11 protein-coding genes and 1 pseudogene are annotated in these 15110 nt (G+C 68.4%); 11 read left to right on the forward strand and 1 reads right to left on the reverse strand.

Annotated features, from left to right (window positions below):
• Positions 1-56 precede the first annotated feature (56 nt).
• Positions 57-1043 carry a hypothetical protein gene (locus AB4851_RS25910; RefSeq protein WP_414449367.1) on the reverse strand — a complete coding sequence of 329 codons (987 nt, stop codon included), beginning with the start codon at positions 1041-1043 and terminating at the stop codon, positions 57-59.
• A 485-nt stretch (positions 1044-1528) separates the two neighbouring features.
• Between AB4851_RS25910 and tssB the strand changes: the two are divergent.
• From tssB to AB4851_RS25965, 11 genes and pseudogenes are all read left to right on the forward strand, one after another.
• A pseudogene (gene tssB / locus AB4851_RS25915) lies at positions 1529-1930 on the forward strand (type VI secretion system contractile sheath small subunit); the annotation flags it as partial.
• Positions 1931-2209: 279 nt separating this feature from the next.
• On the forward strand, positions 2210-3721 hold the full coding sequence (tssC, locus tag AB4851_RS25920; RefSeq protein WP_414451949.1) for a type VI secretion system contractile sheath large subunit: 1512 nt from the start codon (positions 2210-2212) through the stop codon (positions 3719-3721).
• A 30-nt stretch (positions 3722-3751) separates the two neighbouring features.
• On the forward strand, positions 3752-4309 hold the full coding sequence (locus tag AB4851_RS25925; protein WP_414445201.1) for an Hcp family type VI secretion system effector: 558 nt from the start codon (positions 3752-3754) through the stop codon (positions 4307-4309).
• 22 nt (positions 4310-4331) lie between these two features.
• Positions 4332-4703 carry a GPW/gp25 family protein gene (locus AB4851_RS25930; protein ID WP_414445200.1) on the forward strand — a complete coding sequence of 124 codons (372 nt, stop codon included), beginning with the start codon at positions 4332-4334 and terminating at the stop codon, positions 4701-4703.
• A gap of 14 nt (positions 4704-4717) precedes the next feature.
• Positions 4718-6553, forward strand: a complete 1836-nt coding sequence (gene tssF / locus AB4851_RS25935) for a type VI secretion system baseplate subunit TssF (protein WP_414449368.1) — start codon at positions 4718-4720, stop codon at positions 6551-6553.
• The gene (tssG, locus tag AB4851_RS25940; RefSeq protein ID WP_414449369.1) at positions 6517-7713 is read left to right on the forward strand and encodes a type VI secretion system baseplate subunit TssG; all 1197 of its coding nucleotides are present in this window, start codon (positions 6517-6519) and stop codon (positions 7711-7713) included. The genes tssF and tssG overlap by 37 nt, the downstream gene beginning before the upstream one ends.
• Entirely contained in the window at positions 7710-10325 is a 2616-nt protein-coding gene (locus AB4851_RS25945; RefSeq protein ID WP_414449370.1) for a contractile injection system protein, VgrG/Pvc8 family, read from the forward strand. Before tssG ends, AB4851_RS25945 begins: the two co-directional genes overlap by 4 nt.
• 10 nt (positions 10326-10335) lie before the next feature.
• Positions 10336-12978 carry a DUF2169 domain-containing protein gene (locus tag AB4851_RS25950; protein ID WP_414449371.1) on the forward strand — a complete coding sequence of 881 codons (2643 nt, stop codon included), beginning with the start codon at positions 10336-10338 and terminating at the stop codon, positions 12976-12978.
• Entirely contained in the window at positions 12975-14081 is a 1107-nt protein-coding gene (locus tag AB4851_RS25955) for a pentapeptide repeat-containing protein (RefSeq protein ID WP_414449372.1), read from the forward strand. The genes AB4851_RS25950 and AB4851_RS25955 overlap by 4 nt, the downstream gene beginning before the upstream one ends.
• A complete protein-coding gene (locus AB4851_RS25960; protein ID WP_414445194.1) occupies positions 14078-14635 on the forward strand; it encodes a DUF3540 domain-containing protein in 558 nt (185 codons plus the stop codon). The genes AB4851_RS25955 and AB4851_RS25960 overlap by 4 nt, the downstream gene beginning before the upstream one ends.
• A gap of 75 nt (positions 14636-14710) precedes the next feature.
• Positions 14711-15109, forward strand: a complete 399-nt coding sequence (locus AB4851_RS25965) for a DUF4150 domain-containing protein (protein WP_414445193.1) — start codon at positions 14711-14713, stop codon at positions 15107-15109.
• Position 15110: the final 1 nt, after the last annotated feature.

The following is a 15110-nucleotide window of genomic DNA, read 5'->3' on the forward strand; positions in this document are numbered from 1 at the left end:
TGTCAAGGCATGTCGCGCAAGCATGTCGGGCAGACGGCGAGCCTACACGCCCACCGTCACTCGCCTTCCTTGCGCGGGCCGGGCGGCGCCGCATGCGCGCCACCGCGTACGGGCGGCGAGGACAAGGCTGCAGCGGGCGTCGAGGACGCGGCCGGCGACTTGCGAGACGGGATCGGCGCGTGGGCGCCCGGCCGGCTCGCCGATGGCGGCGCATCAAACGGCGAACCGCCCGCATTGCGTATCGCGTCGCGCTCCTGGATGTGCTTATCGCTCGGCTGCGCCGGGCGATCGAGCAACCGGAAGGTGCGTTGCTGCTCGAACTCCTCGGAGTGCTGGACACCGCCCGTGCCGGCCGCGCGGCTCGTGGCCGACGCCAGCGAACTTTCCACGGTTCGAATTGCCTTGGCGTGACCGAACGCATTGTTCCAATGTCTATTTTGCGTAAGGTCGGCACTCCCATGTTTGGCCACGTCGGCCTTTCGTTTGGCCAGTTCACCCGTCAACGTGGCAACCCGCTGCCGTTGATCGAATTGTTCGTCGTCCGAACCATAGAGGGCATCGTCCGCGGCCCTGCGATCGATTCCCATGTGACCCACGGCGGCGCGTGAGGCGCCACTACTCGAGGCCGACGCGGGCGGCTTGGCGGGCGCGGGGGCCGCCGAATGCGGCAACTGCGCCGACAGCACATCGGAACCCACCGCCACTTTTCGTGCCGCGCTCGAGGTTCCGTAGGGGATCTGTGCCGATAGCGCCGGCTTCGCACTCGGCGTGGCCTCACCGCTCGCCGATGCCGATGCGCCAAGCGATGACGAGGCCAACGCGCCCCCTGCCGGCGACTTGCCCCAGACGATGAGCGTTGCCGGCGTGCCACGCGGTGCAGTCCGCGGTGGCGGCGCCGACGCCGGCTTCGAAGCCGAAGCCGAAGCCGGCGTCGAAGCTGAAGCGGACGCGGGAATGGCGTGAGGCGTCCCGCCGCCGGACTCCTGCGTCTTGGTATTTTTGCGTTCGGTTTTTCCCACATCCGTCTTGCGATTCGATTGCATGACGATCCCCTGGCATCGGCGATCGGCAATGTACCTCGACGTATCGAACCCCGCACGATGTTTTTCAGTCCCGAGTTGATGGGCCGCCGAGTCCGCACATACCCACCTGGGCGAGCTTCCACCCACCGGCCGGAACGCCGTGCGGGCCGGCTCGCGGCACGCGCCGGCAAGCCGAATCGGCCTGCGAGCATTGGGTGCGCACACACCCAACCCCGAGCCACGCCCCGGCGCCATTTCCCGTTTCAAATCATCGCGTTGCCCGCCGCGCGCAAGCCTGGCACGCCGATTGCAAGATTGTTGCCGCGAAGCGTTCACCCTCGGCCGGTTTTTCCGCGCCGTCGTGAAGACCTTATCGATAGCAGTACAGCGTCCGCCATTCCGAGGCCCCGGCCGTGTTGCCGTAGCTGGCAACGTCGGCGCGCCGAGCTTGCTCATCGACGAACGAACCGGCTGCTTCAACAAAGTCAATAACGCGAGGTGAGATCATGAGTGAAAGCATTCAGAAAAAGCTGTTGCGAGTCCGCCCTCCCCGGGTCCGAATCACGTACGACGTGGAAACGGGCGGCGCGATCGAGAAGAAGGAACTGCCGTTCATCGTCGGCGTGCTCGCCGACCTGAAGGGCGACCGCGCCACCGACGACGCCACGCCGCCCATCAAGCAGCGTTCGATGGTCGAGATCGACCGCGACAACTTCAACAACGTGATGGAGCAGATCCTGCCGCGCGTCACGTTGACGGCGGCGAAGAACGCCGACGCCGAACTGAAGGGGCTGCTCGGCGACGATTTCGAACTGACGTTCAAGACCATCGACGCGTTCGAGCCGATGCCGATCGTCAAGGCGCTGCCGTCGTTGAGCAAGCTCTACGATTCGCGCACGCAGATCCGTGATCTGCAGGCCCGCGCGGAAACCAACGATGCGCTCGGCGCGGCGCTCGACACGCTGATCGGCAAGCTGTCGCAGGGCACGCCGACCACGCCTGCCGCAGATGCTGCCAAGGACAAGACGGCCACGCCCCCGGCCGACTCGGCAACCGAATCGGCCAAGACCGGCGACTCGGAAACCGAACCGGCCAAGACCAGCGACTCGGAAACCGAACCGGCCAAGACCGGCGACTCGGCAACCGACTCGGCCAAACCGGCCGCGCCCGCCCTCGCCGCCAGCGATGTGGCTGCCGCGCAAGCCACCATCGCCGCCGTGCCGGGCGTGCAGGTCGATCAGATCAAGCCGCTGGTGCAGGCCTTCGCCGACCAACTGAACCTGTATTTCGTCGCGACCGACAAGGTCGCCACGCAAGCCATCAACACCGCCAGCGCGCGCGGCGCGATCGCCGTGATCGACGAACTGGTGGCGCTGATCGACGAGAAACTGAGCATCGCGCTGTCGGGCGTCATGCACAGCGACAGCTTCAAGAAGATGGAAGCGACCTGGCGCGGCCTGAACTACCTGGTCATGAACACCGAGACCAGCACCATGCTGAAGCTGCGCGTGTTCAACGCCACCAAGGACGAACTGCGCCAGGACATGATGAAGGCGGTGGAGTTCGACCAGAGCGCGCTGTTCAAGATGATCTACGAGGCGGAGTACGGCACCTTCGGCGGCAATCCGTACAGCCTGCTGGTGGGTGACTACGCGATCGACCACACCTCGAACGACATCGATTTCATCTCGAAGATGTCGGAAGTGGCGGCGGCGGCCCATGCGCCGTTCATCGCGCAGGCCTCGCCCGCGCTGTTCGGCCTGGACGGCTTCGACAAGCTCGACAAGCCGCGCGACCTCGCGAAGATCTTCGAAGGCCAGGATTCGCTGCAATGGCAGGCGTTCCGCGAAACGGAAGACGCGCGCTACGTGACGCTCGCCCTGCCGCGCGCGCTGCTGCGCCTGCCGTATGGCTCGCCGGACAAGCGCAACACGGTGCCGTGCGACGGCATCAATTTCGACGAGCGCATTGGTTCGGGTGCCGAAACGGCCTTGATTTCCGACGCGGGCGATGTACTGAGCTACCCCGATCCGGCGCCGGACCACTTCCTGTGGGGCAACCCGGCCTACCTGCTGGCCCAGCGCATCACCAACGCGTTCTCGCTGTACAGCTGGACGGCGGCGATTCGCGGCGTGGAAGGCGGCGGCCTGGTGGACAACCTGCCGAGCTACACCTACACGTCGGCGCACGGCAGCGTGGAATTGCTGTGCCCCACCGAAATCTCGATCACCGACCGTCGCGAGAAGGAACTGAACGACCTCGGCTTCATCTCGCTCTGCCACTGCAAGGGCACCGGCAAGGCGGCGTTCTTCGGCGGCCAGACCACCAACCAGCCGAAGAAGTACTTCTCCGATTCGGCCAACGCCAACGCGCGCATCTCGGCGATGTTGCCGTACATGCTCGCCGCCTCGCGTTTCGCGCATTACATCAAGGTGATCATGCGCGAGAAGATCGGCAGCTTCATGACGCGCGGCAACGTGGAGGATTTCCTCAACGCGTGGATCTCGAACTACGTGCTGCTCGACGACAACGCGCCGCAGGACGCCAAGGCCGGCTATCCGCTGCGCGAAGCCCGCGTGGTGGTGACCGAAGTGCCGGGCGAGCCGGGCGCATACCGCGCCACGGTGTTCCTCAAGCCGCACTTCCAGCTCGAGGAACTGACCACCTCGATCCGCCTCGTGGCCAACCTGCCGAAGTAATACGCGACCTCTTCCATTCCAGGAACCATCATGGATCTGATTCTTTTCCAGCCGGGCGATCAAAGCATCATGAACGACGACGGCAGCCAGGTCGACAACTCGGCCTGGGCCGCGGACGGCCCCTCCGGCCTCTGCATCGAAATCGTCTCGCTGCACCAGGGCATGAAGCAGCAGATCACCACCGACGTCAGCAACAACGCGCGCACCTCGGGCCGGCCGATCATCACCGAGTTCACGCTCGTGAAGTACGTGGACCAGACCTCGGTCAAGCTCTACGAGTACTGCCTGGGCGCCACCACGCTCGGCAAGGGCGCGGACAAGCCGAGCACGATCTACATCGCGCGCGAATCGGGCGGCAAGACCACCAACATCATGAAGATCGAGCTGAAGGACGCCATCATCAGCGAGATCCAGCTGCAGACGCATCCGGACGACATGCCGACCGAGCAGTTCAAGCTCAACTTCACGGAAGTCATCTGGACCTACACGCAGCAGATGAACGACATGTCCACCAAGGGCGTGAAGACGGCGGGCTGGAGTATCGCGAAGAACATGCCGATCGCCGGCAAGTTCTCGTCGAACCTCTGATCCGCCGCAGCCGGAGCACGCCATGCCGTTCCTGCTCGAACGCCTCGCGCAAGCGCCCGCCTTCGACGGCTCCCGGCCGTTCGACTTGCGCGAGGCGGTCGCCGCGCAGATCCAGCGCATCGTCAGCGCGCGCAGTACCGGCGCGGGCGTGGATCTGCTCGGCTTCGGCATGCCGAGCGCGGTCGAGCTGGAGATGTACAGCAAGCCGCAGCTCGAACGCTATGCGCAGCGGCTGGCGCTGCTGATCGCCCGCCACGAGCCGCGGCTGCTCGCGCCGCGCGTGAAGATCGAGTCGGTCGGGCAGCCGCTCGGCCCGTACCGGCTCGCGATCTATGGTTCGCTCGATGACGGCAACGGCACCGACGTGTTCCATTTCGAGTTGCCCTCCCACTGAGCCCCGAGGTCACGATGCGCCCCGCCACCTCCAACCTCGCCGACTGCTTCCGCGAGGAACTCGCCTCGCTGCGTACCGAATCGGTGCTGTTCGGCGAGAAGCATCACGAGCTGGCGCGCACGCTCGGGCTCAACGCGCGCGAGGCGACCGATCCGCAGGTGGAACTGCTGCTGCAATCGTTCGCGTTCCTCGCGGCGCGGCTGCGCCACCAGATCGCGCAGGACAAGGCGCGCCTGCCCGATACGCTGCTGTCGTTCCTGTATCCGCACCTGGAGGCGCCGATCCCGTCGATGCTGATCGCGCAGATCGAACCGAAGCCGGACGGCGCGGATTTCTCGCGCGAACAGGTGCTGCCGCGCGGCCGCATGATGAGCGCCTCGCCCACCAATCATCTCGGGCAAAGCACCGAGTGCCGGTTCCGCACCTGCTACGACACGCCGCTGCTGCCGCTGCGCATCGACACGGTGTCGTTCGAATCGGGCCACGGCTACGAATCGATGGGCGGCGTGACGGCCTCGCAATCGGTGCTGCGCATCCGCCTGCGCGCCGACGGCGTGGGCACGCTGCATACCAAGGGCGCCGGCCCGCGCCGGCTGCGCTTCTATATCGACAACGCCCAGGCCGACGCGATCGAACTGTATGAAAGCCTGGCGCTGCATCTGAGCGGCGTCGCGGTGCTGCCGTCGATGGCGGGCCGGCCCCGCCAGTTGCCGCCCGACAGCCTGCGCTGGCTCGGCATGGAGCCGGACGAAGCGGCGCTGACCGCGAACCACCATACGCACCCGGGTTATCGGCTGCTCCAGGAGTATTTCGCGTTTCCCGAGAAATTCCTGTTCTTCGAAATCGGCCGTCTCGACGAGATCGATTTCAGCGCCGTGGAAGATTACTTCGACCTGATCCTGGTGCTCGACATGCCGTTTCAGCCGGACTGGAATATCGGCCCGGCGTCGCTGCGCCTGAATTGCGTGCCGCTGGTGAACCTGTTCTCGCAACGCATCGAGCCGATCGCGCTGACCCATACCGAATACGAATATCACGTCACTGGTGACCTGAAGAACCACCGCTACTGCGAGATCCATTCGATCGAAATGCTTGAATCGATCTCGAGCGAGGGCAAGCCGCGCTCGATCGCGCCGTATTTCGCGATGGACGATTTCCGGCGGCTGGAGGATCAGGATTATTTCTACCTGCCGCGCCGGCTGCCCGCCACCGCGCAATACGTGGCCGGCAGCGAGATGTACGTGTCGTTCCTCGACGAGCATTTCGACCTCGGCCAACTGACCGACGAGGTGGTGGGCGGCCGCGCGCTGTGCACCAACCGCCGGCTGCCGGAGCGGCTGATGTCGGGCAGCCCGCTGCATCTGGAAGACGCGGGGCCGGCCAACCGCATCCTCGCCCTGACCAAGCCCACGCCGCACCACACGCCGCCGCAGATCGGCAACCGCCCGTGGTCGCTGATCTCGCAACTGTCGCTGAACCACCTGTCGCTCGACGGCGGCCCGGTGGCGCTGGCCGCGCTCAAGGACATCCTGCGCCTGCACGTCGGCACCCAACGCGAGAGCGGCTGGGCGCAGATCGACGCGATCCAGGCGCTGCGCAGCCGCAGCATCATGCGCCATGTGGGGCGTGACGGCTGGCGCGGCTTCGTGCGCGGCGTCGAATTGACCGTGACGATGGACCCGAGCGATATCGGCGCGGCCAGCACGGTGCTGTTCTGTTCGGTGCTGCGCCATTTCCTGCGCGGCTATGCCAGCGTCAATCATCTGGTGGAAGTCGCGCTCGAAACGCGCAATCTCAAGGGGAGCCACAAGCCATGGCAGCCATCGGCCGGCACCGCTATCGCACTGTAAGGGACTACCTGTTCCAGCAGTACGGCGACTTCGACGTGTTCCAGTTGATGCGCCTGCTGCTCTCGGACACCGACCCGGCGCTGCCGATCGGGCAGCGGCTGCGTTTTCGCGCGGATCTCTCGGCGGCGTTCCCGGCGCGCGAGTTCACGCGCATTTCGCTGCTGCCCGGCGAACCGGACGACGCCGAGCTTGATGCCGAGCTTGATGCCGCTGCACCGGCCGGGCGCCGCGCGCGCCGGATTCGCGGCGTGGACATCCGCACCGCGAATTTCTGCATCGCGAGCGTGACCGGCCCGCTGCCGGAATCGTTCACCGAATGGGTGCGGGAGCTGGCCTCCGAGCGCGCCACGGCGATGGCGGACTTCCTCGACATGTTCAACCAGCGCGCCAACGTGCTGCGCTATCAGGTCAAGCAGGCGCTCACGCCGGGCCTGAACGACCGTCCGCCCGGCGAAACCGAGATCGCCGGCTGCCTGGCCGCGCTGTCGGGCCTCGCCGACCCCCGGCTGGCCGCGCGCGTGCCGCTGCCGCAGCGCGCCTGGCTCGGCATCGCCGGGCTGCTCGCGAACCGCCGCCGCCCCGCCTCGACGCTGGTGGACGTGCTCGGCGCCGCGCTCGACGCGCAGGTCAGCGTGACCGAGAACGTCGGCGCCTGGCACGAACTCGACGTGCGCGACCGTTGCGTGCTCGGGGTGCGCAACCATCAGCTCGGCCGCACGCTGGTGGTGGGCCGCCGCGTGTGGGACCAGCAGGCGCGGCTGCGCATCGAGATCGGCGTGGTGGATTACGACGCGCTGCAACGCCTGCTGCCGCCGCCCGACGGCTCGGACCCGACCGAGCCGGCCGATCCGCCCGACAGCCTCGGCCGCTGGGCGGCGTCGGCCGCCACCGCCCGGCCCGCGGGCACCTCGTCGAACTACGCGATGCTGTGCGGCCTCGTGAAACTGCTGGTGGATCGCCTGGCCGACTGCGAGATCGTGCTGCACGTGCGCGAGGCCAGCGTGCCGGGCGTGCCGCTGCCGCAACCGGCGCGCGGCACCGACACCACCTCGATGCGGCTCGGCCAGAGCGCCTGGCTGGCCGGCAAGCCCGCGCATCCGCACGCGAGCCGCCCGGTGCGCTTTCTGATTCGCACCAATCACGCCGTGGAGGCCGCATGAACGAGATCCTTGGCGTCGACGCCACGCGCGCGTTCTCCGTGCAGCGGCTCGGTGCGCCCGAGCCGCGCGTGTTCCTGCACTGCGCCGTGTTCGTCAATCGCAACACCGTGCTCGGCGCGGAAACCTTCCGGCTGGAGAGCTTTCAGGGCCAGGAGCAGGTGTCGGAGCCGTTCGAATTCCAGCTCGAACTGAGCGGCAATTCCAGCGGCGCGGCCTCGGGCCGGCTGCGCTTCGACGAACTGGTGGGCCGCGCGATCACGGTCGGCATCGCCAGGCCGGTGGGCGACGCCGCGTCGAGCGAGGGCGCGTTCCAGGCCGCGCTCGATGGCGACACCGTCGCCGCCGAACAGTTTTCGCTGTTCAACGGCATCGTGACGAGCTTCGCGGCCGGCCATCGCGGCAACTACAGCATCGGCATGAAGCCGGCGCTGCACCGGCTCGGCCTGACCAACCACTACCGCGTATTCAATCGCCGCACCGTGCGCGAGATGATCGAGCTGCTGCTCGATGCGCACCATATCGCCTACGCGCCGATCACGGTCACGCTCGACAACCTGGCCACGATCCGCCGCCAGGACTGGATGCAGGCCGGCGAGACCGATCTCGAATTCCTCAAGCGCCTGATGGGCAAGGCCTTGATGCACTACTACTTCGTGCACGGCGCCACCGGCCACCGCGTGGTGTTCTCGAACCTGCCGCAATACCCGGAGGTTGCGCCCGGCCAGCCGCCGCTGCGCTACACGTACACCGAGACGAGCGCGCTCGGCATGGAGCAGGACGATCTGGTCACCGAATTCAGCATGAAGCAGACGCTGGCCAGCACCGGCGTGCATGGCGTGCTGACCCAGCAGGACGGCGCGTGGCTGACCAACCGCGTGGTGCAGTTCAACTCGTTCAGTGCCGACGAGCATCACGATGCCGATCCGCTGCCGTTCAACCTCTACAAGAGCTATCAGTACGGCGGCGGCAAGGAGGAGGCGCGCATCCTCTCGCGCAGCACGCAAAGCTCGCTGGAAAGCAGCCGCCGCGAGTTGAGCGGCGCGAGCCGTTGCTCGGCGTTTCGGGTGGGCCATCGCTTCCGCCTGCGCGCGGCCGGCGACGGGGAAGCACCCGAGGCGACGTTCCTCGACGGCGCGTTCGTGCTGACCTCGGTGTCGCATCAGGCCAGCATGGACGGCGGCTACCAGAACCATTTCCAGGCCGGCGACGCGGCGTTCCTGATCACGCCCTACTCGATCCAGTCCACCCAGCAGGGCGCGGTGCTGGCCGAGGTGGTGTCGGGCACCAGCGCGCCGGCCCAGCCGCCGATCGATTTCGGCGCGGCGTCGTCGTTCGCCACCGCGCAGGCCAGCTTCGTCGACACCCTGAACCCCGGCTCGTTTCCGCAGATCGGCGTGCATGTGCGCTTCTCGACCGCCGCCAAGGACGACCCGCCGGTGTGGATCAAATTGTCCGCGTCGATGCAGACCGCGCCCACCATCGGCGCGATCGTGGTGGTGTCGCGCGCGCAGGACGAATCGGAGCTGCCCGAGATCCAGAACGTGATCCAGTCGAACGGCAGCACGCTGGTGGTGCCGTCGGGCTGGCTGTCGAACACCCACGTCGGCAGCCAGTATTCGACCAACTACGGCGACAACCAGACCATCAACTACGGCCGGCTGTCCGCGCCCGACCTGGGCCAGGCCACGCGGATCGTCTCCAGCGCCTATGCGAGCGGCCATTTCGGCAACGCCAGCTTCTCGCAGGGCGCGGGCTACAGCTTCAGTTGCGCCGACCCGTCGGCGCCCGGCGCGCGTTCGAACCCGGCCGAGCTGTATGGCGGCGCCGAGCCCGAGGGCGATATTCTCAGCGCCACCGAGGCGATCGGCTCGACATACAACCGCGCGAGCGGCACGCGCAGCTACAGCCACTCGGCGTTCGGCACCTCGATCAGCGACAGCACGGTCGGCGACGAGCAATCGACGCGCGCCGTCGGCGACAGCAGCGCGGTATCGATCGTCGGCAGCTCGGTCAGCCTGTCGACCACCGGTATCAGCATGAACACCAACATCACCGGCTCGGTGATCGACAGCACGATGGTGGGCAGCACGGTGCGCACCACGATCAGCGGCGACACCCTCGAAACCAGCTTGTCGGGCGACACGGTGCGCAACACGGTGTCCGGCGACCTGATCGAGGACAGCGTGAGCGGCAACGTGATGCGCAACACCACCTCGGGCAACGTGATGGAGGTGTCGCTGACCGGCAACGTCACCCGCAACACCACCACCGGCAACGTCATCGAAACCTCGTTTACCGGCAACACCACGCGCACCGAAACCACCGGCCTCACCGTGGTCGATCACGTGAACTGCGGCGAAACCGTCAACAAGATCAACGGCGTGGTGCAGCAAAGCGAGACCAGCGGCGCGTCCACCACCACCGCCACCCACGGCGACACCACCCGCATCGAGACCAGCGGCGCGACCTCGAACATCGTCACGATGGCGGCGATCACCGTGGTGGAGACGGCCGGCCCCGGCGCGCGCGTGTCGAACAACGATGAAACGCCCCACGTCGACAACATCGTGACGCGGATCCACATGATCGAAGCCACGCTGATCTTCATGTGAGCGCCGCCCGATGAAAATCGTCAAACCCCAGTCGCTCGGCCTGTTCTTCAAGCCGTACACGTTCGCGGGCCGGCATTACCTGTCGGTGGCCGCGCTCGGCTTCTTTCCGCTCGGCGCGCCCTGCGAGCGCTATCTGGCCGAAAGCACCCAGTGGCCGCACGTGGCCGCGAGCCTGCCGGCCGGCCAGCCGCTCGACGAGGCGATGCCGCGCACCGGCGCCGAGGTGCTGCTGCTCGGCGCCGCCCATGCGCCCGACCAGCAGGCCTGCGCGAGCCTCACGGTGCAACTGCGGCTGGATGCCGCCGACGGCCGGCCGCTGGTCAGCAAGTGCCTGGTGGTCTGCGGCGAGCGCGAATGGCGCGCCGATGCGCTGCGGGCACGCCAGGTCGGCCGTGCGAAGCCGTTCCTGACGATGCCGCTGACGTACGCGCGGGCGTTCGGCGGCCCGCGCAATCCGGTCAATCCGGCCGGCTGCGGCACCCGCGAGGCGCGCTTCGGCACCGGCAGCGGCGCGATGCCGAACGTGGCCTACCCGGCCGGCGAGGTGGACGCCGCCTGGCGCGCCAGCGTGCCGGCCGGGTTCGGCCCGATTCCGATCGGCAACGCCGCGCGGCGCGACCGGTTCGGCCGCTACGGGCGCGGCTGGAGCGCGCAGGCCGAGCCGGGTTTCGCGTCGGACCTCGACTGGCACGTGTTCAACATGGCGCCGCCAGATCAGTGGCTCGACGCGCCGCTCGCGGGCGGCGAGCGCTACACGCTGCGCAACCTGCATCCGCGCCATGCCGAACTGACCGGCGAGGTGCCGGCCTTCGCCGCGCGCGCTTTCGTGCTCGGTGCGGGTGAAGCGCCGGCGCAGGCCCGCGAGGTGGCGATGAAGCTCGACACGCTGTGGCTGGTGCCCGATCACGATCTGGGCGTGTCGATCCATCACGGCACGATCGAGATCGCCGACAGCGACGGGCAGGACGTGGCCGTGCTGATGGCCGCCTACGAGCATGCGGGCGACCCCAAGCCGCGCTCGCACTACGACGCGGTGATGGCGCTGCGTCTCGATCCGGTGCTGAGCCGCCAGCACGTATTCAACGACAGCCAGCTCGCGCCCGAGCGCTCGGCCGAGGCGCTGGCGCGCCGCGCCGCGCGGCAGCACGAGGCGGAACAGGCCGCGCTCGCGCGCAGCCAGCAGCGGCTCGACCTGCTCGATGCGCAGTATTGGGCGCGTCGCGGCACGCCGCCGCCGGCCGATCACGTGCCGGCGCGCGCCACGCTGCCGGCGCTCGGCCTGATGACCTCGCAAACAGTCGCCGAAGGCGATTTCGATCTGTCCGAGATCGTCACCAAGGCCAAGGCATTGGCCGACGACGCCGAACGACGCGGCAAGGCCGCGCTCGCCAGCGTGCCCGCCGCCGTGCCGGCGCCGGTCGATCCGGCCGCCCTGCTCGACGCCGCGTTCGAGCGCGCGGCCCGGCCGGCCCATGACCTGCTGCCGCCCGCCGTGGCCGGCCGCGATCCGCAGGTCGAATCGATGCTCGCGCAATGGCCGCCGCTGCCCGCCGAGGCGAGCGAGCAGCAACGCGTTCGCGATGCGGCCTCGCGCGAGGCCATCGCCAAGTTGCCGGCGTTGAAGCGCCAGTCGCGCCGCGCCGCGCCGAAGCTGGCCCAGGCCGCGCTGCCGTATCCGCCCGAGGTGGCGGCGCAGCTCGGCGCGCGCGTGCGTCAATGGCATGCGGCCGGCGTGCCGCTGGCCGGGCGCGATCTGGCCGGTGCGGATTTGCGCGGCGCCGATTTCTCGGGCGCGGACCTGCGCGAGACGATGTTCGACGGCGCGGACCTGCGCGGCGCATGTTTCGCGGGCGCGAACCTGCAAGGCGCGGTGCTGCTCGGCGCGCGGCTCGACGGGGCCGACTTCGGCGGCACGAACCTGCAAGGCGCGAACCTGTGCGAAAGCCGGGGCGACGACGTGGTGTTCGACGGCGCGGACCTGACCCGCGCCCAGGCGATCGACGCGCAATGGCCGCATGCCAGCCTGCGCGGCGCGCGCCTGCGCCGCCTGCTCGCGATTCGTCTCGCCTGCCCGTACGCGGTGTTCGACGGCGCCGACGCGAGCAAGGCCACGCTGTTCGATCTCGACGCCGACGACAGCCGCTGGCACGCCGCCACGCTGGACAAGACGGTGTTCCTGCGCGCCCGGCTCGCGCGCGCCGATTTCGGCGGCGCCAAGCTGCTCAAATCGGTGTTCACGATGTCGGACCTGCAGGCGAGCCGCTGGCACGAGGCCGTGCTCGACGGCGTGCAGGCAGGCGGCGCGACGGTCTGGCGCGACGCGGTGCTGGCCGGCGTCACGGCGAGGCAATGCGGCTTCAACGGCGCCGATTTCGGCCGCGCGAACCTCAGCGGCGCACGCTTGCTGCGTTGCGATCTCGGCCGCAGCGACCTGCGCGGGGCGCGGCTCGACGGTGGCCTGTTCGCGCGCTGCGGCCTGTATCGCGCCGACCTGCGCGACAGCGAAGCGGCCGCGGCCGAGTTCTATCGCTGCTTGTGCCGCAAGACCGATTTTTCCGGCGCGCGCCTGGTGGATACCGCCTTCCTGCAATGCGAACGCAGCGGCGCGATTCCGCCCGAAGGCGCGCTCGCCGCCACCGGGAGCCCGGCATGAGCACCCCGCACCAAGCCGCGCCCGCCTTGCAGGCCGCCACGCCGTGGGACGAGATCGCGCTCGCGATCCGGCTCGACCAGCCGATCCGCGCGCACGACCTGCGCGGTCTCGACGCGCGCCACCGTGCGCTGGCCGGCGCGATCTTCAACCAGACGGACCTGGCCGGCGCCTCGTTCGCCGGGGCCGACCTGGCGCGCGTGCGCTTCATCGATTGCGATTTGCGGGGCGCCGATTTCGGCAACGCCGATCTCGATCACGCGAGCTTCGTCAAATGCGACCTGTCGCAAGCGCGGCTCGCGGCGCGCAACCTGCGCCACGTCAGCTGGATCGATTGCAATTTGACTGCCAGCCATTGGGAGCATGCGCAGGTGCAGGCCTGCACGATCGTCAACGGCACGCTCGACCATGCCCGCTTCGATGGCAGCGCGCTGACGCGCTGCACGCTGCTGAACAGCCGCTTCGATCGCACCAGCGTGGCCGGCGCGACGCTGCGGCAATGCGTGATCAGCCCGGCCGACTGGCGCACCGTGAACCTGGCCGGCCTGCAGGCCGAGGGCACGATCTTCTCGAACGCGAATTTCGAAGGCCAACTGATGAGCGGGCTGCGTCTGCCGCGGTGCTCGATGCAGGCGGCCGAACTCGGTCATGCCGACCTGGCCGGTGCCGACCTGAGCCACGTGAACCTGTACCGCGCACGGCTCGCGCACGCCAACCTCAGCAATGCGGTGGCGCCGCACGCGCTGCTGCTCGAAGCCGTGCTGACCGACACCAGCCTGGCCGACGCGCAGCTCGACGGCGCGATCTTCCAGAAAGCCCGCCTGCACGGCTGCCGGCTCGACGGCGCGCGGCTGCGCGCCAGCATCTGGAACCGCAGCCATCACGACAACGTGTCGTTCCGGCGCGCCGACCTGAGCCATGCGCGCTTCGAACAGGTGGAGGGCGATCACGTCGATTTCGGCGACGCCACGCTCGACCACGCCCAATTCCACAACGCGTCGCTGTGCGAGACGAACTTTCGCGGCGCCAGCCAGCACCGCGTCGGCCGCACCGACCCCGCCCGCCTCGCCGCCGAGGCCCGCACGCTCGCCCTGGAGAACGAATGATGGCTACCGCCAAGACCGGCAACAAGCTGCCGCCGCCCCTGCCGCTGCACCTCGTCGAGGCCCGCATCATCGTGGCGCTCGACCAGCACGCCTTCCTGCTCGACGACGGGCGCGCCGCGCACCAGGCCCTGAGCTGCCTGATCCGGCCCGAGGTGGGCGACCACGTGCTGGTGGCCACCTGCCGCAATGCGACCAGCTACGTGCTGCACATCCTGCATCGCAGCGAGCCGCACCTGGTGCAATTGAGCGTGCCGGGCGCGCGCGAGCTGCGCATCGAGCAGCCGCGCATCGGCCTGGCCGCGAGCGACGCGATCACCGTGCAGGCGCTGACCGACGTGGAGATCAGCGCCGCCACCGGCGCCCTGAGCCTGAACGCGCGCAACCTGTTCACCACCGTGCAGGAAAGCCTGGTGCAGAGCGTCGGGCAGTTCGTCGGCCGCGCCGGCCATTATTTGCTCGAGGTCAGCCGGGTGCTGCGCCTGCATGGTCAGCAGGCCGTCGTCACGGCCGACGAGGACGTCAAGGTCGACGGCGAGCGCATCAGCATGGGCTGACGCCGCGCTGCCTCGCCACCTCGCCACCGCCTCGTTACCGCACCGCTCGCCACCGAAACCGGAGATCCGCCCGCCATGTTCGCCACCAACAGCGTCGCCGCCATGTCGATGTTCACCGTGCCCGACGTCTGCAAGACGCCGGCCCTGGTGCCCGTTCCGCTGCCGTATCCGAACCTGACGATGTCGGCCAGCCATATTCCGTCGGTGTTCAACGTGATGTTCGGCGAGGGGCTGGCCGAGAACCTGATGACCGAAGGCACCATCAGCATGGGCGACGAGCCGGGCGTGCTCGGCGGCGTGGTCTCGGGCATCTTCATGGGGCCGGACACCTACCTGACGGGCAGCCTGAAGGTGATCGTCGGCACCGCGTTCGCCACCCGCATGACCTCGCTGGTCGGCATGAACGGCCTGCCGTTCAACACCATGGGCATGTCGCTGGTGCCGGCGCAGTTCAAAGTGCTGCTGCTGGGATGAG

Origin of the sequence: Burkholderia sp. 22PA0099 (assembly GCF_047497165.1) — a bacterium.
GTDB lineage: Bacteria > Pseudomonadota > Gammaproteobacteria > Burkholderiales > Burkholderiaceae > Burkholderia.

Bases quoted from the DNA above. Each gene is read 5' to 3' on its own strand.
- AB4851_RS25910 (WP_414449367.1), bottom strand. From the start codon at position 1,043: ATGCAATCGAATCGCAAGACGGATGTGGGAAAAACCGAACGCAAAAAT.
- AB4851_RS25925 (WP_414445201.1), top strand. From the start codon at position 3,752: ATGGATCTGATTCTTTTCCAGCCGGGCGATCAAAGCATCATGAACGAC.
- AB4851_RS25930 (WP_414445200.1), top strand. From the start codon at position 4,332: ATGCCGTTCCTGCTCGAACGCCTCGCGCAAGCGCCCGCCTTCGACGGC.
- tssF (WP_414449368.1), top strand. From the start codon at position 4,718: ATGCGCCCCGCCACCTCCAACCTCGCCGACTGCTTCCGCGAGGAACTC.
- tssG (WP_414449369.1), top strand. From the start codon at position 6,517: ATGGCAGCCATCGGCCGGCACCGCTATCGCACTGTAAGGGACTACCTG.
- AB4851_RS25945 (WP_414449370.1), top strand. From the start codon at position 7,710: ATGAACGAGATCCTTGGCGTCGACGCCACGCGCGCGTTCTCCGTGCAG.
- AB4851_RS25950 (WP_414449371.1), top strand. From the start codon at position 10,336: ATGAAAATCGTCAAACCCCAGTCGCTCGGCCTGTTCTTCAAGCCGTAC.
- AB4851_RS25955 (WP_414449372.1), top strand. From the start codon at position 12,975: ATGAGCACCCCGCACCAAGCCGCGCCCGCCTTGCAGGCCGCCACGCCG.
- AB4851_RS25960 (WP_414445194.1), top strand. From the start codon at position 14,078: ATGATGGCTACCGCCAAGACCGGCAACAAGCTGCCGCCGCCCCTGCCG.
- AB4851_RS25965 (WP_414445193.1), top strand. From the start codon at position 14,711: ATGTTCGCCACCAACAGCGTCGCCGCCATGTCGATGTTCACCGTGCCC.